At 38.5% G+C, this 20515-nt stretch carries 19 protein-coding genes and 1 pseudogene; 12 read left to right on the top strand and 8 right to left on the bottom strand.

The annotated features are described in order from the left end of the window. Positions 1-155: 155 nt before the first annotated feature. A complete protein-coding gene (locus ACTJKC_RS00315) occupies positions 156-374 on the top strand; it encodes a hypothetical protein (protein WP_440789270.1) in 219 nt (72 codons plus the stop codon). A 17-nt stretch (positions 375-391) separates the two neighbouring features. Beyond that, on the top strand, positions 392-1369 hold the full coding sequence (locus ACTJKC_RS00310; protein WP_440789268.1) for a M28 family peptidase: 978 nt from the start codon (positions 392-394) through the stop codon (positions 1367-1369). Here ACTJKC_RS00310 and rsmG read toward each other — a convergent pair whose 3' ends face one another. Then, the gene (gene rsmG / locus ACTJKC_RS00305) at positions 1370-2005 is read right to left on the bottom strand and encodes a 16S rRNA (guanine(527)-N(7))-methyltransferase RsmG (protein ID WP_440789266.1); all 636 of its coding nucleotides are present in this window, start codon (positions 2003-2005) and stop codon (positions 1370-1372) included. It abuts the gene before it with no gap. Positions 2006-2030: 25 nt separating this feature from the next. Then, on the bottom strand, positions 2031-3248 hold the full coding sequence (locus ACTJKC_RS00300; protein WP_440789265.1) for a glycosyltransferase: 1218 nt from the start codon (positions 3246-3248) through the stop codon (positions 2031-2033). A 43-nt stretch (positions 3249-3291) separates the two neighbouring features. On the opposite strand from ACTJKC_RS00300, the gene tgt reads away from it, so the two are divergent. From tgt to ACTJKC_RS00275, 5 genes are all read left to right on the top strand, one after another. Continuing rightward, entirely contained in the window at positions 3292-4422 is a 1131-nt protein-coding gene (tgt, locus tag ACTJKC_RS00295) for a tRNA guanosine(34) transglycosylase Tgt (protein WP_344850681.1), read from the top strand. 1 nt (position 4423) lies between these two features. Then, positions 4424-5527 carry an LptF/LptG family permease gene (locus ACTJKC_RS00290; protein ID WP_344850679.1) on the top strand — a complete coding sequence of 368 codons (1104 nt, stop codon included), beginning with the start codon at positions 4424-4426 and terminating at the stop codon, positions 5525-5527. A 2-nt stretch (positions 5528-5529) separates the two neighbouring features. Then, on the top strand, positions 5530-6408 hold the full coding sequence (locus ACTJKC_RS00285; RefSeq protein ID WP_344850677.1) for a DMT family transporter: 879 nt from the start codon (positions 5530-5532) through the stop codon (positions 6406-6408). A gap of 1984 nt (positions 6409-8392) precedes the next feature. Further along, positions 8393-11197 carry a hypothetical protein gene (locus tag ACTJKC_RS00280; RefSeq protein ID WP_440789263.1) on the top strand — a complete coding sequence of 935 codons (2805 nt, stop codon included), beginning with the start codon at positions 8393-8395 and terminating at the stop codon, positions 11195-11197. A gap of 3 nt (positions 11198-11200) precedes the next feature. Continuing rightward, on the top strand, positions 11201-11479 hold the full coding sequence (locus ACTJKC_RS00275) for a lipopolysaccharide assembly protein LapA domain-containing protein (RefSeq protein ID WP_344850673.1): 279 nt from the start codon (positions 11201-11203) through the stop codon (positions 11477-11479). Positions 11480-11819: 340 nt separating this feature from the next. On the opposite strand, the gene ACTJKC_RS00270 is transcribed toward ACTJKC_RS00275, so the two are convergent. From ACTJKC_RS00270 to ACTJKC_RS00260, 3 genes are all read right to left on the bottom strand, one after another. Further along, complete coding sequence (locus ACTJKC_RS00270) at positions 11820-12116, bottom strand: hypothetical protein (protein WP_344850672.1); 297 nt, start codon at positions 12114-12116, stop codon at positions 11820-11822. Between the two features lie 59 nt (positions 12117-12175). Continuing rightward, positions 12176-12898 (bottom strand): pirin family protein, encoded by a 723-nt coding sequence (locus tag ACTJKC_RS00265; RefSeq protein ID WP_344850670.1) that lies wholly within the window; start codon positions 12896-12898, stop codon positions 12176-12178. 114 nt (positions 12899-13012) lie between these two features. Continuing rightward, entirely contained in the window at positions 13013-13693 is a 681-nt protein-coding gene (locus ACTJKC_RS00260; protein WP_440789260.1) for a DNA alkylation repair protein, read from the bottom strand. Between the two features lie 308 nt (positions 13694-14001). Here ACTJKC_RS00260 and ACTJKC_RS00255 point away from each other — a divergent pair, with 308 nt between their 5' ends. Beyond that, positions 14002-15255 carry a hypothetical protein gene (locus ACTJKC_RS00255; protein WP_440789258.1) on the top strand — a complete coding sequence of 418 codons (1254 nt, stop codon included), beginning with the start codon at positions 14002-14004 and terminating at the stop codon, positions 15253-15255. 162 nt (positions 15256-15417) lie between these two features. On the opposite strand, the gene ACTJKC_RS00250 is transcribed toward ACTJKC_RS00255, so the two are convergent. The 3 genes from ACTJKC_RS00250 to ispE all read right to left on the bottom strand — a co-directional run bounded on the left by ACTJKC_RS00250 (position 15418) and on the right by ispE (position 18123). Further along, positions 15418-16584 carry a trans-sulfuration enzyme family protein gene (locus tag ACTJKC_RS00250; protein WP_440789257.1) on the bottom strand — a complete coding sequence of 389 codons (1167 nt, stop codon included), beginning with the start codon at positions 16582-16584 and terminating at the stop codon, positions 15418-15420. Between the two features lie 111 nt (positions 16585-16695). Next, the gene (locus ACTJKC_RS00245) at positions 16696-17115 is read right to left on the bottom strand and encodes an OsmC family protein (protein ID WP_344850662.1); all 420 of its coding nucleotides are present in this window, start codon (positions 17113-17115) and stop codon (positions 16696-16698) included. A gap of 204 nt (positions 17116-17319) precedes the next feature. Next, positions 17320-18123, bottom strand: a complete 804-nt coding sequence (gene ispE, locus ACTJKC_RS00240; RefSeq protein WP_440789255.1) for a 4-(cytidine 5'-diphospho)-2-C-methyl-D-erythritol kinase — start codon at positions 18121-18123, stop codon at positions 17320-17322. A gap of 220 nt (positions 18124-18343) precedes the next feature. Here ispE and ACTJKC_RS00235 point away from each other — a divergent pair, with 220 nt between their 5' ends. The 4 genes and pseudogenes from ACTJKC_RS00235 (at position 18344) to ACTJKC_RS00220 (ending at position 20154) form a co-directional block, all read left to right on the top strand. Next, positions 18344-19138 carry a thymidylate synthase gene (locus ACTJKC_RS00235; RefSeq protein ID WP_440789253.1) on the top strand — a complete coding sequence of 265 codons (795 nt, stop codon included), beginning with the start codon at positions 18344-18346 and terminating at the stop codon, positions 19136-19138. 20 nt (positions 19139-19158) lie between these two features. After that, complete coding sequence (locus ACTJKC_RS00230; protein ID WP_440789251.1) at positions 19159-19362, top strand: hypothetical protein; 204 nt, start codon at positions 19159-19161, stop codon at positions 19360-19362. 1 nt (position 19363) lies between these two features. After that, positions 19364-19636, top strand: a pseudogene (locus ACTJKC_RS00225) (type II toxin-antitoxin system YafQ family toxin). 26 nt (positions 19637-19662) lie between these two features. After that, complete coding sequence (locus tag ACTJKC_RS00220; RefSeq protein ID WP_440789250.1) at positions 19663-20154, top strand: dihydrofolate reductase; 492 nt, start codon at positions 19663-19665, stop codon at positions 20152-20154. The last annotated feature ends 361 nt before the right edge of the window (positions 20155-20515 follow it).

Here is a 20515-nt window from a genome sequence, read left to right as displayed (position 1 = left end):
ACAGATGCTTCATACCTCAGCATGACAGCATATTCAGGATTGCTGCAAATAAAAAGAATTTCCATTTCCATCAGGTTTAGCAACGCAATACAGTAAAGTAAACAGCGTTTGAATAGCGTAACGAAAAATGTATATTTGTTAATAACGATAAAAATATGTTAGCTACAGTTAAAGGATATTACGAAAAAGGAAAAATAACGCTCAAAGAAAAAGCGCCTTTACATACAAAAACGGAAGTTATTGTTACTTTTTTAACAGAAGATAAACCGGTTCTTGATAAAAGAATTCCAGGTGCACTTAAAGGCAAGATATCAATTCCAGATGATTTTAACAACCCTTTAGATGATTTAAAGAGTATATGTAATGGCATCTAATCACTACCTTTATAACCATGAAAATCCTATATATCTTACCCTTAGCCATGATGCTAAGCTGCTGTTCATCAGTAAAAAATCAAACCGGCGCTACTGATTCCGGCAAATTAGATACCCAGTTACTAAAAGACGTAGAAGTATTATCATCAGATGCTTATCAGGGACGGAAAACAGGTACTAAAGGTGCCGAGATGGCAAGAGCTTACATTATCGAAAGATTTCAAAAATTAGGCTTAAAATCTTATCCCCAACATGTAAACTATGCACAGGAATTCACTTTTAACGGAAGAGGTGGCACAAAAATAAACGGAACCAACATTATTGGTTATATTCCAGGTAAAAGCACAAACGTAATTGTCGTTTCAGCACATTACGACCATTTAGGAGTAGCAAAGGATGAAGTTTTTAATGGTGCCGACGATAATGCATCCGGAACTGCAGGTTTATTAAAAATTGCCGCCTATTTTGCAAAAAACAAACCCAATAACACCATCATTTTTGCCTCTTTTGATGCTGAGGAAATGGGTTTGCAGGGTGCAAAAGCATTTGTTGGCAATCCTCCGGTGAATATCAATACCATTGCGATAGATTTGAATATGGACATGATCAGCCATAGTGATAAAGGTGAACTATACATCTGCGGAACCTATAAATATCCGGATTTAAAGAAATACGTAGATACCACTAAAACCAATATCAAATTACTTTTTGGTCACGACGATCCTAAACTAGGCCACGATGACTGGACCAACCAGAGTGATCAGGGAGCTTTTAATGCTAAAAATATTCCCTTTTTATACTTCGGTGTTGAAGATCATAAAGATTACCATAAAGCCACCGACGAGTATTCGACCATTACCAAACCGTTTTTCAGTAACGCCGCCAATGCTGTTTTAGATGTTGTAAAAAACATCGACAAGCAAACGGGCCTGCAACTATTGTTAAAAGATAAAATGAGGATGACGGATAATCCAAGAAAAGCTGAAAGGTTTTAACTACTGCGGTACATAAACCACGAATTTCGTTTCAAAGAAATCTTCCTCAAAATAAGCTGAAAGCGGATATAATTCTGCTTTCAGTTTCGATTCCTTAATTTCATCAGCTAAATCGCCACCTTTTAGATACAGGATTCCATTCGGAATAGCATTTAACGAGTCTTTTTTAAATTTTCCCTGTATCCATGGGTAAAATTCGCCTAAACGTGTTACCGCTCTCGAAACCACAAAATTAAATTTTTCTTTAACCTGTTCAGCCCTTAAATGGTCGGCCCTTAAATTATCCAGTCCAAGTGCCGAAGCCACTTCTTTTACCACCTTGATTTTTTTCCCGATCGAATCTACCAGATAGAATTGCGTTTCAGGGAACAAAATGGCCAGCGGAATACCCGGAAAACCGCCGCCTGTACCCACATCTAAAACCGATTCTCCAGCTTTAAATGTACATACTTTGGCTATCCCTAACGAGTGCAATACATGGCGTTCATATAATTCTTCGATATCTTTTCTGGAAATTACATTGATCTGGGCATTCCAAAAGCTATATAATTCGAACAACTGCGAAAATTGAGCAAGCTGTTTTTCGCTTAAATCAGGAAAATATTTTAAAATGATATCAGGCTTTACATCAAGCATATTATAATTACTAAAGATTATCGAATTATTTCCAGTTCACTTTTTTCTTACCAAACAAGGCTAAAAATCCGTTCAGGGTTAAAAACAGAAACAAAAGTATGTCTAAAATCGGGAACCACCAACGCAAATCGCTATAGTTTAATCGTTTCAGCAATTTTGGATAGATAAAACACCTGATGATGATGCTTAGTGCCAGGATTCCCAAAGCTATATATTGCGCCTCACGGCTAAAAAACATGCATGCCGCGAAGAAGCCATAAAACAGAAACTGAAAAACAATCTGCAGGCTCAAAATAAATTTATGTTTTGATTTATACAGCTTTCCAGCTCCAAAATGGCGCTTTTTCTGTCTCAGGTAACCACTCCAGGTTTTATTTGGCTCACTCCAAACATGGCTATCGCGGTGTAAACGGATTTCGGTATTGTATTTATTGGCATGAGCATTTACAAATAAGTCATCATCACCTGATGGAATATGCATGTGCGCTGCAAAACCTTTATTTTTAAAAAAAAGCGACTTTTTGTAAGCCATATTACGTCCAACCCCCATATATGGCATGCCTTTTAAGGCGAAAGAAAGATAATTTACTGCAGTAAAAAAAGTTTCAAACCGGATCAGTGCATTTAAAAGGCTTCTTCTTTTCATATAAGGAGAATACCCCAATACAATTTCAGTATTTTCATCGGCAGGCTGCTGCATATCCATTAGCCAATTTTCAGAAGCAGGCATACAATCGGCATCAGTAAAAACCAACCAGTCGTATTTGGCAGCCTTTATACCCATGGTTACCGCAAATTTTTTGCCCGCAATAAACTTATCATTATCTAAAATCTTTACTACTTTGAGATTGGAATATTTCTTCTCCAGCTGTTCTAAAAACTCTTCTGTGCCATCCCAGGAGCGATCATTAACCACCACGACTTCAAATTCAGGGTAATTTTGGTTAAATAAAGAAAGAAGATACTGCTCCAGATTTACAATTTCATTGCGGGCACATACAATTACACTTATAGGCTTACGCGCAGATACAGGCATTACTTCAATCCCAACCCTGGCCAGTTTTAAATGAACAAAAAGGACATAATAGAGCTGAACCAAAAGGCAAAAAGCCAATATCGAGAGCAGAATAATTTCAAGCAGGGTTAATATCACGATGGTAAAATAAATAGGCGCAAATTTCTCATTTTTAATCTGTAAATCACTTTTATGTGGATAAAAAATTAAACAAAATAATGCCCTCAATTTTTGCTATTTTTGGCAGATTTTTGACGAGAAAAAACACATTATGAAATTTAGTTTACAGGCTAACGATCCCCTATCAAAGGCCAGGGCCGGGACGGTAACAACTGCCCATGGCGAAATACAAACCCCTATTTTTATGCCTGTGGGCACTGCCGGAACGGTAAAAGCCGTACATCAGCGCGAACTTAAAGATGATATCGACGCAAAAATCATTCTCGGTAATACCTACCACCTTTATTTAAGGCCAGGTTTGGATACTCTTGAAAAAGCAGGTGGATTACATAAATTTATTGGCTGGGACCGTCCGATTTTAACCGATAGCGGTGGTTATCAGGTGTATTCTTTAAGTAAAGTTCGTAAAATTAAGGAAGAAGGCGTTACTTTTCATTCTCATATTGATGGCTCGAAGCACCTTTTTACGCCAGAATACGCCATGGATATTCAGCGTACCATTGGTGCCGATATTATTATGGCTTTTGATGAGTGCACACCGTACCCATGCGATTATACCTATGCGGCACAATCGATCAAAATGACGCATCGTTGGTTAAAACGCTGCTGCGAACGCTTTGATACTACAGAACCGAAATATGGTTTCGACCAAACGCTATTCCCCATTGTGCAGGGATCGGTATATAAAGATTTACGCATAAAATCTGCAGAATTTATCGCCAGCATGGGCCGTGAAGGCAATGCCATAGGCGGTTTATCGGTAGGTGAGCCTGCAGAAGAAATGTATGCCATGACTGAAGTAGTATGCGACATATTACCGGTAGAAAAACCGCGTTATTTAATGGGTGTAGGTACGCCGATCAATATTTTAGAAAACATTGCCTTAGGTGTGGATATGTTTGATTGTGTAATGCCTACAAGAAATGCCAGAAACGGCATGCTTTTTACCAGAAACGGAATCATTAACATCAGAAATAAGAAATGGGAGAACGATTTTTCTCCATTGGATGCCGAAAGTGACCTGCACGCTGATCAGGTAACCAGCAAGGCTTATTTAAGGCATTTGGTGCATAGCAAAGAGATGCTTGGCGCACAAATTGCTACCTTGCATAACCTGCATTTCTACCTTTGGCTGGTAAAACAGGCAAGAGAAAAGATTATTGCAGGTGAATTTTACGAGTGGAAAAACAAAATGGTTAAAATATTAGGCAATAAGCTATAAAATGAGTCTGTTAAAAGGGAAAATAAAAATCATCGATCAGTACATTATCGGCAAATACCTGGGTACATTTATTTATACCCTGGCTATTTTCGTCATCATTATTGTGGTGTTTGACCTGTCTGAAAAGATGGATGATTTTATGAAAAGCGGGCTGAGCTTTTGGGGAATCCTCTCTAAATACTACGCCGGTTCTATTCCCTTTTATGTGAATATGCTTTCGCCGCTGATCAATTTTATTGCGGTGATTTTCTTTACGGCAAAGATGGCCGATCAGACGGAAATCGTGCCGATTTTAAGTGGAGGGGTAAGTTTTAACCGCTTTTTATTCCCTTATCTGGTATCAGCTACTATCATTTTCTCTGCCAACCTGGTTTCAAATCTATACATTTTACCTTATACGAATACGCTAAAAAACAGTTTCGAAAACACCTATGTAAAGCGTAACGACCCTTCAACAAAGTCGAACATCCATATGAAACTGGATGATAAAACTTACATCTACATTGATAATTTCGACAATAAAACGAACTCAGGTTACCGCTTTTCACTCGATAATTTTAACGGTGATATCCTGACCAAAAAAATCGTTGCCGAGAATATTAAGTGGGATTCGCTTAAACGTAAATGGCAATTAACCAATTACTCTATCCGTAAGATTGATGGCATGAAAGAAACCATGATTTACGGCAACGGGAAGCTAAAAGATACCATCCTGGATATGCGTCCGGATGACTTTTCTGCCTACGATAATATCGTGCAAAATTTAACCACAAAAGAATTAACGGATAAAATCAGAAAAGAAAAAATCCGTGGAACGGGCGTAATGAACGATCTTCAGTTTGAAAAATATAAACGCTACTTACACCCACTTTCAGCTTTTGTATTAACGCTTATCGGTGTGGCCCTGTCCTCACGTAAAGTGCGCGGAGGTGTTGGTGTATCATTAGGTATCGGCATCTTTATTAGCTTCGCTTATATCGTGTTTAATCAGTTTACACAGATGTTCTCTACCAAAGGTGGTTTACCCCCATTTGCAGCTGTTATAATGCCTACACTCTTCTTTGGCCTGTTAGGCTTTTACCTGTTGAGGAAGGCGCCAAAATAACAATGGAAGCAACCAAAAAAAACCTGCTCATCCTTCATCTTACTGTATTTGTATGGGGCTTTACAGGCGTGCTCGGGAAAGTAATTTCTATTGATGCCGTACCCATGGTTTGGTATCGTGTACTCATTGCATCGACAACTCTTTTTGCCTGGTTTCTGATTACAAAGAAGGATATCAGGGTTACTAAAAAACAGTTTTTACAATTCTTTTTAACCGGTGGAATTGTAGCCATCCACTGGATATTTTTTTTTCATGCCATTAAAGTTTCTACCGTTTCGGTTACTTTGGTATGCCTTTCTTCTTTCACTTTGTTCACCGCAATTTTAGAACCACTGATCAAAAAACAACCGATTCAGATGGGCGATATCCTGATCGGTTTGTTGATTATTTTAGGCATTTATATGATCTTTAAATTCGAAGGTCAATATACTTTAGGGATTATTTTTGGGTTACTGGCAGCGATAGCATCCAGTCTTTTTTCTACAATTAATTCGACCCTGGTACAAAAAAGTGAACCTTCCATAATTGGTTTTTATGAACTTGTTGGCGCTTTCTTTTGGATCACTTTATACCGCCTATACGACGGAACTTTGTTGCACACACACTTTAACCTGAGTGCAAAAAACTGGTTTTATTTAACGCTTTTAGGCACGCTTTGTACATCGGTTGCCTATGTTGCAGGTGTTGCTGTAATGCGTACTTTATCAGCCTTCAGGGTGGCCTTAATTACAAACCTTGAACCTGTTTACGGAATTGTACTGGCCTTCATTTTCTTTCAGAATAAAGAGCAGATGACAGGTGGATTTTATATCGGTGCAACGATCATTCTGGGTTCAATATTCTTGTATCCCATCTATAAAAAAAGGAAAAATAAACTGTAGAAAGTACCGCAAAATCTGCTGTTTCTACGTAAGCTATCTACCAAAAAGGCTCCGCTAAAAAACATTATCATCCCGACTGAAACGCAGTGGAGCGCAAAGATCTATCAAGACATATTTCTCTTAATCGAGCCTTCAAAATTCTAAACCAATTTAGACCTGGCCCCCACCTTGAATACTCAACTAAAAACGATTTGTTATTTAGATTTATGCAAGGTGTAATAAAGAGATTTTTCCCGGGATAGATTTAGCTTCGCTGAGCCTGCGGGTTCTCGGCTCCGTTGCTCTCCGCACGAAATGAAGAAAACTTAAAGGGAATCTATATACAATAATTCCTTTTCCATCATGCTGATTTTTACACAATAAACCATGAATCGAAATGATAGTAACCTAAGTGATCATTACATGAACCAGCCGCTTAAAACAGGTTTAAAATCATTACGCAAAACCATAATACCGACTAATAAAAACAGGAATATAAAAACACAAAATGCTTAACCAGATATCTAAAAAAAACAATATTGTATTGTATAAAAAAAAGATCGAAAATAGCCAGCGATTTAATTCTAAAATAACACTTTAAATACCTGTAAAATAAAACAAAAATCAGCTTGATAAACGGACTATAAAAAAGACACGATTACTCTAAATAAAACAATAAAAAAATTCATATAAAACGCGACAGTAAAATCATTAAAACACCAATAATTAATCAATATAATAGCGAATAAAAAATCGGGCAAAAAGCTCCAATAAACTTCCAGAAATAAGGAGCCAATTTTCCCTCAAAAATCTACAGATAAGCTATCCATATTGCCAGCAAAAATTAACAGGAACTATGCCTGTTAACTCATAAAAAATATAAACTAAAACACCCATTACCACAAACTACATTTCTACATCAGCTTCTTCACCCTGGTAAAAACTGACTCACCTAACCACAAAAGCAGTAATATTTAAAGATCCATTTTTAAAAAAAAGAGAGAAAGATAATCCTGATTTTGCATTTAAATTTGTCCCCTCAGGATTAAAAACCACCAAATCAGAAGCATTTTACCAACTCAAAAGAAATACAGCAAAGAGATCAAAAAATGCTGTTTAAATACCAAAAAAGCAAGTTTTTTAAACAAAAATCGAATTTTCAAAAAACCCAGTTAAAAACCCTGCTATCCGGAAATATCGCAAGGAAATCGCATTATCTAAGCCAAAAACTATCGAATTGGATACCAAATTCACTAAAAATATATACGAAATCGAGGCTTTAAGTTGAATTCCAAGTAAGAATTTGACATCCAAAATCCCTGATTAACTTAGAAAAAACACAGTATTTGAGAGGTCAAATAGAAGATTAAGACCCTTTCGAATTTATGAATCCAGCCTTACCAAAGCTATATCCATTACTTAAAGGATCCAATTCAGTTTAAATTTCAAAACAAAAAACAAAGACATTTTGTCACAACAATAGCATCACCCACATAAACTTCAATTTAAAATCATCATCAAAATTCTGAATTTAATGCTAAAGATCTTTAAGATTATCAATTATCAAGACGGTTTTTTTTGCTTTAAAACCATCAATTTTAAGCGAATATTTTAGATTTATTACCACTGCATTTCAAGCTTAGATTCATAACTAAAATCTTCATACAACTATCAAATATATCTTGGGTTAGCCTTTATTAATGAGACTCAAACCTCTTTCTACAAATCATACAGAATAGAAAAAAGCCTCAAAATTTTCAGGGAAAATCGATTAATAAGTGTAAATTAAATCAATAAATTACTGCTGGTAAAAAATGAGATGAAGCGCTTCAATATGAAAGAAAATTGAATTAAAAATCAAGATAAAATCAACAATTAGTAAATTTACATAAATTTCATTACAAATTATAAATCAGCAATTTATATCATTTAACATAAATTAAAAATTCACAATTTAGAATACCTGTAAAATTTAAAAAACTAAATATTTTAGCAAAGAATTTAGATGAATTTAAAAAACGCAAACAAAAAACTAATTATCAAGTATTTAAGTGCAATTACTTTAAGTTTTATTTCACCATCGGTTTTTGGCCAGATTTTCAGCACAGCACAAAACCCACTTAGTGTAAAATGGAACTACATTTCATCAGGTGGCTTTAAAATCATCTATCCTGAAGAATTGGAGAAAGAGGCCCAAAGAATGGCCAATACCCTACCCTATATTTACACCAGAATTGGCTTAGGTTTAAGGCAACAAAAAACCTCAATCCCTCTCCTGTTACAGAACCGCGGAACGTTTGCAAATGGCTTTGTTCAGCTGGGGCCAAAGAAGTCGGAATTCTATGCTACCCCGCCCCAGTTTTTCGACAGTCAGGATTGGCTGAACAATCTCGCTGTACATGAGCTCAGGCACATCGCACAGTTTGACAAATTGACAGGAACACAGGCACACCCCTTCCCCGAGCTGGTGTACTTCGCCTACTTTGGAGCAGGCATACCCACATGGTTTTTCGAAGGTGATGCGGTGGTAAACGAAACAGCTTTGACCTACTCGGGCAGGGGCCGGCAGCCGAATTGGATCATGCCTTACCGGGCCTCGATTTTGGAAGGCAAAAAATTTAGCTACAGCAAAGCCTATTTTGGATCGAACAAAGACGTGACGCCGGGCTACTACCAAACCGGATATTTGATGGTAGCCGACATGAAAGAAAAATACGGCCAGTTCATTTCAGACAGCCTGCTTGGCGACATTAGAAAAAGACCAGTGCGGCCTTACCCCTTTTCGAAGAGCCTGAAAAAATACACCGGAGAAAATACCCGACAGTATTTTCTGGCTACCCAAAATAAGCTGGCTGAAGCGTGGAAAAAACAGGAAGAAAAATCCACCACAGAACGCTATGAAAGTTTAAATAAAAAATCAGCATTAGCGACCAATTATTTCCTGCCGGTACGGTTAAATAAAAATCAGATTTTAGCACTAAAAGAAAGTAAGACAGATGCCCGTTATTTTGTGATTATTAACGAAGATAAATCGGAGCAAAAATTATTCGGAATCGGCTACCAGGAACAGTCCTGGTTTAGCTTAAAAAATAACCTGCTGGTTTGGGATGAAATCCGTTACGATCCGAGATATAAACAACGCAGTTATAGCGTAATCTGTTCGTACAATTTAAAGACTAAAAAATTCAACAAATTAAGCAGCAAAAGCAGGCTCTTCTCTCCAAGCCTATCTGAAGATGGAAAGAAAATTATTGCCGTAAAAGTTGAACTCAATAATCATTTCAATCTGGTTGAGATGGATGCCGCTTCGGGAAAAATTTTAAAGACTTATCCAAATCCGGAAAATGAAATTCTGCAAACTCCGTCTTTCGATAAAACCGGAAATAAGATTGCTTATATCGGTGTAACGGAGAAAGGAAAAACTTTATGGCTGATGGATGGAGATCAAAAATCGGCGCTGATTTCGAACAGCAGACAACAGCTCAGTCGCCCGGTTTTTATTAACGATAAAGTTGTCTTCAATGCACACTTCAATGGCATTGATAATATTTACGGAATTGATCTATCTTCGAAAAAAATCACAGCCCTTAGTGCGTCAAAATACGGCGCCTTCAATCCTACTGAAACCGAAGACGGAAAAATTATTTTTAATGATTATCAAATCAACGGCTACGAAATTGCTGAAACCAGCATTACAGAAAAACCGGCAGGTGAAAATAACTTTATCGATTTTTCGGCCGCAGCAGAAAAGCAGGAAAACGTTGGCAATGTTTTCGACAAAATTCCGGACAGCACGTACCAATCCAAACGCTACCACCAGGCGCTAAATCTGTTCAGCATCCACAGCATTATTCCGGTAATCGATAACGAATATGTTTTCGGTTTGGAGCTGCAATCGAACAACCTGCTTAACACCATGGACTTTTATTCGGGCGCAAAATACCACCGCGATTTAAAACGTTTTGAGTACACTGCAGACATTAGCTATAAAGCACTTTATCCGGTATTGAGTGTGTTGTATCGCAACCGCCCGAAAAGAACGTTTTACAGGGCTAAAAATGCGGTACAGCAAGGTGACTGGAGAGAGCACTACATCAAACTTAATGCTTCGCTTCCGCTATCGTTTAATGCCCGTAATGAGAACTATGCTTTTACCTTAAATGCGGCAACCAGTTTTACGCAAAGGTATATGTCCGAAAACATGCCGACCAATTTTATCCGCGAGCTTAAATTCCCGATGGAATACAATTTTACTTTCAACCACAGTGTGCGTACCACCGAAAGAGATATCGCACCAAAGTGGGCACAGGTGCTCAGGCTAACTTATGATCATCAACCTTTCGATAAAAATTTAGGTGGAGAAATTCTGGCGCTCGAAAGTTTTCTTTATTTTCCTGGACTGGCCAAAAATCATTCCTTCCTGGCAAGTTTCAATTACCAAAAAGCAAGCGGGGTAAACCAATATGCCACAGAGATTGCAACCGTATATGGATACAACAACATCTTAGCAAAAAGCAAACTGCAAAACAGTTTACTTTTTAATTATCGTTTTCCTTTTGCCTTTCCTGACTGGGAGCTGGGGCCATTAGCTTACGTGAGAAATTTCAGGGCGGGTTTATTCTGCCATTACGAGAACATCGGCAAGGGCACAACTTTTAACGATCCGAAAACTTATGGTGTAGAATTGAATACGAGTGTAAACATTTTGCGCTATCAGCCTGTTGTAGATTTAGGAGCGAGATTGGTTTTTGTCAACCAGATTTACAATCAAAATCCGATATTAGAGTTTTCATTTAATTATAGCTTTTAAGCCATGAGCGCAAAAACAATTTCCATCATCATAGTAACAGTATTACTTACCATTTTTTTAATGGTAAACACAGAACCTGTAGATTTCGATTTCCTGGTTGCCACAGTTCCGGTATCTAAACTTCTGGTGATCGGTATCTGCATCATCATCGGTTTTATTATCGGGTTCGTAGTAGGCCGTCCGCGAAAAACAGTTAGCAGTTATGATGATGAGATCGAAAAACACCAACCGGTTTCGAACAAAAAAGAATTGAGCGATGAGGACAGGGATTACATTAGCTAGATCCCTTGGTCTGTGTCTCACAGACCATCAAGTTTTTTTTGAAGCACAGCCTTTGCCTACGGCTAACTTTAGTAAGGTTCAATAAAAATATTTTGAAAAGCAAATCCCGTAATGCTATTAAGGGTTAGCCGGGCTTTTTGCTAAATCTTTTAAAATACAGCTGTCATGCTAAGGCACGAAGCATCTGTATCATCGGTTGCAGATGCTTCGTACCTCAGCATGACAATAAAAACGGAAGCAACTGCTAATTTTAAAAGGATACCGCTGCAATCCCGTTTAGGTAGGATTAGCAACTGCTGCTATTAAGTTCAAATAGCAAAACGCATAAATATTCAATTAACTAATTCAGTGCGGTCATGATTTCCCCATACAACAAGCCACTACCCCCGCCATAATGCTGGATAATTTTCAATCCGGGTTTAAGTCCGTTCAGTTTTGCTCTCAATGCTTTTTCGCATGTTGCATCAATACCGTTTCCGAGCAGCACCAGATCAATGTGCTGTTCTTTGCAAATCTCAATGGCTTCTTCATCCGTGCATACACAGATCCCCTTCCACTCCGGCCTGGCATTTAACAGGCGGTTCATTACAACCGTAATTTCAGTATCCCTGCCGATATAAAGTATGGTAGTTTGCATATTTTTTTAAATAAATAAACCCCGAGGTTCTAAAACCTTCGGGGTTTGGTTAAATTATTTTAATTCAATTCCATCGGAACATCCATCAATAAAACTTCTGCGCCTGCAGTGTTAGCTTTAAAACTGATGCTATTGGTATCCCACACGCCTAATCCATCTCTTTTACCTAATACTTGTCCGTTAATGGTTACCTCTCCGCTGATTACGAATGCATAAACTCCGTTACCGGCTTTTTTGATTTTGTATTCGGTTTCAAAACCTTCATCAAAATTCCCTAACGAAAACCAGGCATCCTGATGGATCCAAACGCCGGCATCATCTGCATTGGGCGATAAGATCTGCTGAAAGTTGTTGTGACGGGCGGCAACATCCAAAGTTTGCTGATCGTAACGTGGTGTAACGTTTTTCTTGTTCGGAAACAACCAGATCTGCAATAAATTTAACTGCTCACCGGCATTTGCGTTAAATTCGCTGTGGCTAACCCCTGTTCCGGCGCTCATCACCTGGATTTCTCCGCTTTTGATCACTGCCGAATTGCCCATACTATCTTTATGCGCAATTGCACCGGCCAACGGAATGGTAATAATTTCCATGTTATCGTGTGGGTGGCTACCAAAGCCCATACCACCATCAATCAAGTCATCATTTAAAACCCTCAAAACCCCGAAGTGCATCCTTTCTGGATTGTAGTAGTTTGCAAAACTGAATGAGTGATGTGCATTTAACCAGCCATGATTGGCATGACCGCGGGTGTTTTCTTTGTGCAAAATGAACTGTGACATAAATTTCCTTTCTTATTTATGATACAAAGTTAATACTGTACAACCTGCTGTGCATTGATGTAAGATAAGAAGTGAGTTGGGCGGAGAACGGGGAGCGCTGAGCGTTCGATGTCGCTAAAACTTAATTTTAGCAAGTACTATATCGCTGTTCAATTCCCTTAAAGCATCTAAAGCTACCCAGTTTGCTTTTTTATTGTTTTGGACAAGGATATTATTTGCAGTTTGGATGGCGTGCGTATGGAGGAAAGCATTTCGTTTACCAATCTGCCTCAAAGCCCAGTTGATTGCTTTTTTAACAAAATTACGGTTATCGTAAGCTTCACTTTCAATTACAGGAAGAAAGGCAAGAAAAGTATCGTTGGATTCTTTTTTAAGGTGAACAGCTGCCTCAGCCATCAGCACAAAATCGGTGCGCTTTACAAATTCTGCTTCCGCTGAAGCAAACTCAAAAGCTTTCGACTTAAAATAAGGCGTTTTAACGAAAAGATTTCCGCAAGCCTGATCACATACATCCCATGAACTGAAATCTTTTGTCCACGCGTTTATTTGCATCTCTGTTACTTGTTTATCATCGCCAATGATGGTGGCCAGTAAACGTGCTTCATGAAATCCGGTTTCCCAAAGCAATAAAGACAACTCCTGATTTTTACCAATCTGCTTACCCAGCTTGCGGATATTGGGCACGCGGATACCAAAAGCCTTAGAAATGTCGATACCATAGCGGGCCATTTTCTTTAGGTAATCAGGTTCACTGATGGATTGCAACTCTGAAAGGATGAAATCGATATCGTTCATAACACGAATTTAGTTTTTTGAGGGAAACTTCCGAAGTTTTGGTTCTCAATACGTAAGCTTCGGAATATGGTCCGATCCATAGTCCTCACCCTGAATTTATTTCAGTTTTTTTCATATTAAAAGATGCTTAAATTCAGTATCTCAAACAGCCCCAGGAGTAGATGCACTTTCTACATTAACCGATAATACAATCTTAGATCAGCAAGCATCAAAAATAACCAATCCTTAACACCTTTGCGGGTTTAAGTTTATATCTACCTTTTAAACTTGTTCCAATTTTACCATAACAATCAACCTGATAAAAAACCATGCAAAAAACCATTATCCCGATGCTAGTCGCGTCATGCCTGTTCGCTTTTTCCTGCAAGAAAAACACTTTACCGGAAAATCAGCTGAGCACCACTCTTCAAAATAAAAATACGTTAATGGCAACTGCAGCCGCAAGTCCCGCAGCAAGCGTAAATGCCTATACCAATACATCAGCCTACATCAATACAGGCTTTGCGTTTTTAAACCCGACACAGATCGATAAAAACCGTCAGGCAATTGGCGGAAGCGCCTACACCGAAGTATATGGCTTTAATGTGCCGGAAGAAAACCGGGTAAGGGGCATCAGATGGAATGAAGATGATGAGACCACTTCTATCTGGCGCCCGCAGGGAATTTCGGGTTTCACGAGGAATGACGTCCGTTATTTATTGGTAAGCTGGTACGCGAAAGATGCGGCAGAGAGCAAGGGATCGAGGATAACGCTGATCGACATTAGTCCAAGTTCGGCTACTTATTTAACCTACAGGCACATTTTACTGGTACAACCTACCCTGCCTACCGGTAATTTGGATTATACCCAATATGGTGCTTATGCGCCTTTAAATGTTCATGCCGGTGGAATTGCTTATTTCAACGGTAAAATTTATCTGAGCAGTACAAGCCTCGGTTTAAGGGTATTCGATTTAGATAAGATTATTGAAGTAACTTCAGGAACCGGCACCGAAAATAAGTGTGGTAAAGATGCAAGCGGCAATCTTTATGCGTTTAATTACCGTTACATCCTGCCTCAGGTGGGTTATTATAAAATCAATGATGCCGAGCCCTTTTCAACCGTACAGGTAAATTACGAAAACAATCAGTTGTGGACAGGGCAATATTATGCCGGAAGCGCAGATGCTTCTATTGTGCCTAAAATATTTGGGTTTCCCATCAATGCTGCCGGCGAACTTCAAAACTCGGGTATCCAAACGGTAATCCCTAAAAACAGTTTGTTTACATCGGATCATGCCCATGGCATTCAGGGCGTTTTCAGAAAAGGAAACAGAACCTGGCTTTCCTGCACCGGATCGCCAAGTGAATCGTACGGCTCTACTGCCCGTTTAGCGAGATATACCGATGGAGATACCAATACCACAAGGTACAGATGGCCTTATGGCGCCGAATCTTTATATCTTGAAACGCAATACAATTATTTATGGAGCTTAACTGAGTTTGAACCTAATGCCGGTGCTAAAAACGGCAGTCAGGTTAACCGCTGTATATTTGCTGTAGATTTTTCGAAATACGAATAACAGCATTAATAAAATAAAAAGAGGCTATATCATATTTTTAAATCTATCTCCTTGAGAAAATTCGTCATTTCGACTGAAACGTAGTCCCGAACTTTCGGGAGAGAAATCTTTTATCATAGTACAAAGCTTTCTCCACTACGGTCGAAATGACGATATCATGCCTTAAGCTAAAGCCTGCTCAATATCTGCTAAAATATCATTAATATGCTCTAAACCGATTGATAAACGGATAGAACCCTGTTCAATACCTACTTCATTACGTTGCTCTTCGGTAAGTTTGCTGTGCGTGCTGGTTGCCGGATGCGTAGCGATAGAACGTGTATCAGCCAGGTTTGCAGAGATAGAAAACATCTCTAAACGGTCCATAAATTTACGTGCCGCATCTATTCCGCCATCAACCACGATGGTTACAATACCACCACCCTGTTTCATTTGCTTCTTAGCAATTTCGTACTGCGGGTGTGAAGGCAAAAACGGATATTTAACCAGTTTAATTTTTGGGTGTTTTTCCAAATATTCGGCCACTTTTAAAGCGTTTTCACAATGGCGGTCCATACGGATGGCCAAAGTTTCTAAACTCTTAGATAAAATCCAGGCATTGAAAGGCGAAAGTGCTGGTCCGCTGTGACGGGCAAACCCCACCACCTCTGCAATTAACTCTTTTGTACCTAAAATAATCCCACCCAACACACGGCCTTGTCCGTCGATATATTTGGTAGCCGAGTGGATCGAAATGTGTGCACCGTATTTAATAGGCTGTTGTAGATAAGGTGTGGCAAAACAGTTATCAACTACCAATAATAAGTTGTGTTTTTTAGCGAGATCGCCCAAAAATTCAAGATCGATAATGTCGATACCCGGGTTTGATGGTGTTTCGACAAAAATCATTTTGGTATTGGGTTTAATCAGCGCTTCCCAGTCCTGTGGTTTGTCTAAATCTGCATAATCGAAAGTTACACCCCAGTTAGAGAAAACATTCGTTAACAACTGATGTGTAGAACCAAAAACCGAACGGCTAGAAACCAGATGGTCGCCGCTTTTTAAGAACGCCCCGAAAGTGGTAAAAATGGCCGCCATGCCGGTAGCTGTTGCGAAACCATCTTCAGCACCCTCCAAAAGACACATTTTATCTATAAACTCTGAGGTATTTGGATTTGAATAACGGCTATAAACATTTCCTTCTTTTTCGTTTGCAAATAAGGCACGCATTTCTTCAGCATCCTCAAATTTATAACTCGAAGTCAGGTAAATTGGCGATGAATGCTCTTTATGCAAGCTGCGTTCGGTTTGAGTGCGTATAGCTATGGTTTCAAAATTTTCGGATTTCATTTTTAGTGTCAAGTTATGAGTATTGAGATGTGAGACATCAGATTTGAGATGTTAGACATTAGATATGAGATTTAGCCCCTCAACCTTAAACCCTACACCTTAAACCTCCATCTACACCTTATTTATTTTGTAAGTAAAGTTAATTGTTGCTGAGCGGCCTAAAATATTCGAAACCGAGCAGTATTTATCGAAAGTCATTTGTAAAGCACGTTCTACCTTTTGCACACTTAAATCGCCAAAAAGATCAAAATGGATATCGATTACATCAAAAATCGGTGGCATTTCTTCTTCTTTACGCGTAGCATTTATGGCGATTTTAACATCATCGAGAGGTTCTTTTTGCTTGGTTAATACATTTACCATATCAATACCACTGCAGCCACCTAAACCGATAAGTAACATTTCCATTGGCCTGAAACCTTTTCCCTCGCCACCTATCGCAGCTTTTGCATCCAGCTCTACAGTAAAACCGCTTTCGTTCTCTGCTTCAAAATTAAATTTACCGCTTTTGCGGACTAGATTAATGTTCATCTTATATAATATTGAGATGCTGGATATGAGATTTGGGACTATAGTCACCTTAAACCTTATATCTTCAACCTCTATTTAAATTTATTTATAGTTGTATCCAGATGTGAGATTTGAGGCACAAGACATATTAGGCACCCAAAACCTTCCAACCTTCAACCTTCCAACCTTATTCGCTATTCAAACGCCACGCGCCATACGCTTTGCCTAAATACCATAAAATACTAAGTTGTTTTTTTCCAGTTCTGGCAATTTAACCGGATGGCTAAACAGTGCAAAAACCGACGAACCGCTACCACTCATTAAAGCGAATGTTGCGCCTGCATCGTATAAACTGGTTTTTATTTGATGAATTTGGGGATATTTTGCGAAAACGGATATTTCGAAATCGTTAATAACCTTATATTTCCATGTTGTTGGATGCAAATGTATGATTTCTTTTAACGATTGCAAAGGTTTTTGAGGTTTTACATGCGCGTAAGCATCGGCTGTGCTTACATGTACGGGTGGTTTTACCAAAACTTTAAACCAGGCTGACAAATCTACTTCGCATTTTTCAAATTTATCACCTTTGTTAAAAGCATAAACCGGTTTGTTTTCGATAAAAAATGCACAGTCGGCACCGAGCTGGCGGGCATAATCTTCCATTTTATCAACAGAAAATCCTAAACTGAATTTTTCATTCAATAATTTGATCAGAAAAGCACAATCTGCAGATCCACCACCTAAACCCGCGCCTACCGGAATATTTTTTAACAAATCGATGCGCTGTGCAGGGATATCAAAATCCTTTTTGATTAACTGATAGGCTTTAAAACACAGGTTATCGTTAGGATTTCCTGGAATATCAATACCGTGAGTTTTGCAGGAAGTGATTTCAGCATCCGTAATCTCAACAGCATCCTTAATATTGACCGGATAAAAAACAGTTTCGAGGTTGTGGTAACCATCGGCACGTTTTTCGGTGATATTTAAACCTAGGTTTATTTTTGCGTTGGGGAAAGATAGCATGTTAGTCCTGAGTCTTAAGTCCTGAGTACATCGTGCCGAAACCAGCAAGCGTCTCATTTTGCAAACATACAAATTTTCCGCAGGTCCCGGCTTCACGCCGGAACTACTGTAAATGTTAATAAATAGACCTTGTTATGATTTACAACACCTGATAAATTTTAGATATTTGTATTTTATTAATTATTTATAATTTAAAAGCCCCAAAAGGGGTTTGGGGTGTATGAAACAATATTTAGATTTAATGCAGCATGTGCTTGATCATGGCGCTCAAAAGCACGACCGTACCGGCACCGGAACCATAAGCGTTTTTGGTTATCAGATGCGTTTTAACCTTCAGGAGGGTTTTCCGATGGTAACCACGAAGAAACTGCATTTAAAATCGATTATACACGAACTGATCTGGTTTTTAACCGGTGATACCAATATTAAATACCTTAAAGATAATGGTGTACGCATCTGGGACGAATGGGCCGATGAAAACGGTAACCTCGGACCGGTTTATGGTTCGCAATGGAGAAGCTGGCCAACACCTGACGGACAGCATATTGACCAGATTACAAACATCATCAATACGATCAAAAACAATCCCGATTCGCGCAGGATTATTGTTTCTGCCTGGAATGTTGCCGAAATCGAGAATATGGCCTTACCTCCTTGTCACGCCTTTTTTCAGTTTTATGTGGCCGATGGTAAATTAAGCTGTCAGTTATACCAACGAAGTGCCGATATTTTCCTGGGCGTTCCTTTCAATATTGCCTCTTATGCCTTACTTACCATGATGGTGGCACAGGTTTGCGGTTTACAGGCCGGAGATTTTATCCACACCCTTGGCGATGCACATTTATACAATAACCACATAGAACAGGCCAACTTACAATTAAGCCGCGAGCCTAAACCGCTTCCGACTATGAAAATCAACCCTGATGTGAAAAGCATCTTCGATTTTAAGTTTGAAGATTTTACATTAGATAATTACGAGGCTCATCCGCATATTAAGGGTGTTGTTGCTGTTTAACAGAATTAGTATATTTGTATATGGAAACTTTTTCAATCAGCGTACCCGAAAAGAAAAGCAGTTTAGTTAAACAGCTTTTACTAGAGTTAGGTGTTATCATTAATATTGAAACGGAGAAAAAGCCGAATAAAACTACTGTTGCTTCAATGAAAAAGACCAGCAAAGGTGAAGGATTGACTAAATCCTCAAGTCATTCTGATTTAATGGAAAAGCTAAATTCATAACATGTACGATATATCTTTTTCAAATCAGTTTAAAAAAGATTATAAACGCTGCATAAAACGTAACTACGATATTTCTCTCTTAGAAGCAGTATTCAAAATACTGAGAGAAGACGGGAAGCTGCCTCCAAAATACAAACCACATATTTTAAGTGGAGATTATAATGGTTTTTGAGAGTGTCACATCAAAGGAGACTGGTTAATGACCTGGCTTCAGGACGATACCAAAAAAGAAATTTACCTTGACAGGTTAGGCACACATTCCGATTTATTTTAATCTCCCCACAATTTACTTTATCATTAATGAGCAAAATATCTATAGCTGTTGCCATTGGCGAAAATTACGCAATAGGCAAAAACAACCAGCTTTTGTGGCACATGCCGGCCGATTTAAAATTCTTTAAGCAAACTACCTCTGGCCATACGGTAATAATGGGCCGCAAAACCTTCGATTCTGTGGGTAAACCATTGCCAAACCGCAGGAACGTTGTAATTACAAGAAATACTGAATTAAAAATTGAAGGTGTTGAAGTAGTAAATAGTTTGGAAAAAGCTTTAGAAATTACCCAAACAGAAGAAAAACCAGTATTTATTGTGGGTGGAGCGGAAATTTACCGTCAGGCCTTGCCGAAAACAGATACACTGTATTTAACCACTATCCATCATACTTTTGATGCAGATACATTTTTCCCTGAAATTGACAGGAAAGAATGGAAAGTAATCAGCAGTGAAGCCCATAAAGCCGACGAAAAGAATAAATACGATTATACTTTTGAGGTTTTGGAAAGGATTTAATTTGTTAGGTCGTTATTGCGAGGAGGCTTTTCAGCAAATGAAGCATTCTTAATACTTTAGCAAACAGCGATCGTTTTAAGATTGCTTCGTCGTTCCTTCTCGCAATGACGTAATCTTAAAGAAGCACCTCTACCCCTGCAAGCTAAACCCGATATACGTGGATGCCCCCGATTTTTTCTATCGGGGCAGAAACATTAGCGGGACCGAACCAAACCCAAAGCCCACTGAAATTTCTTTCCAAATCAGTTTTAACCTAAAATTAGCCCTTTGAAATAAATCCGGCCTGATGAATTCTGCAGGATTACCACCCGATAAAAATTATTGTTAATAATTTATCAATTAAGGGGTTCTATAATTTAAA

Origin of the sequence: Pedobacter sp. 22226 (genome assembly GCF_052045455.1) — a bacterium.
GTDB classification, from domain to species: Bacteria; Bacteroidota; Bacteroidia; order Sphingobacteriales; family Sphingobacteriaceae; genus Pedobacter; species Pedobacter jeongneungensis.
The sequence above is the reverse complement of the archived record's forward strand: the minus strand, read 5'-3'. Positions and strand labels throughout refer to the sequence as shown.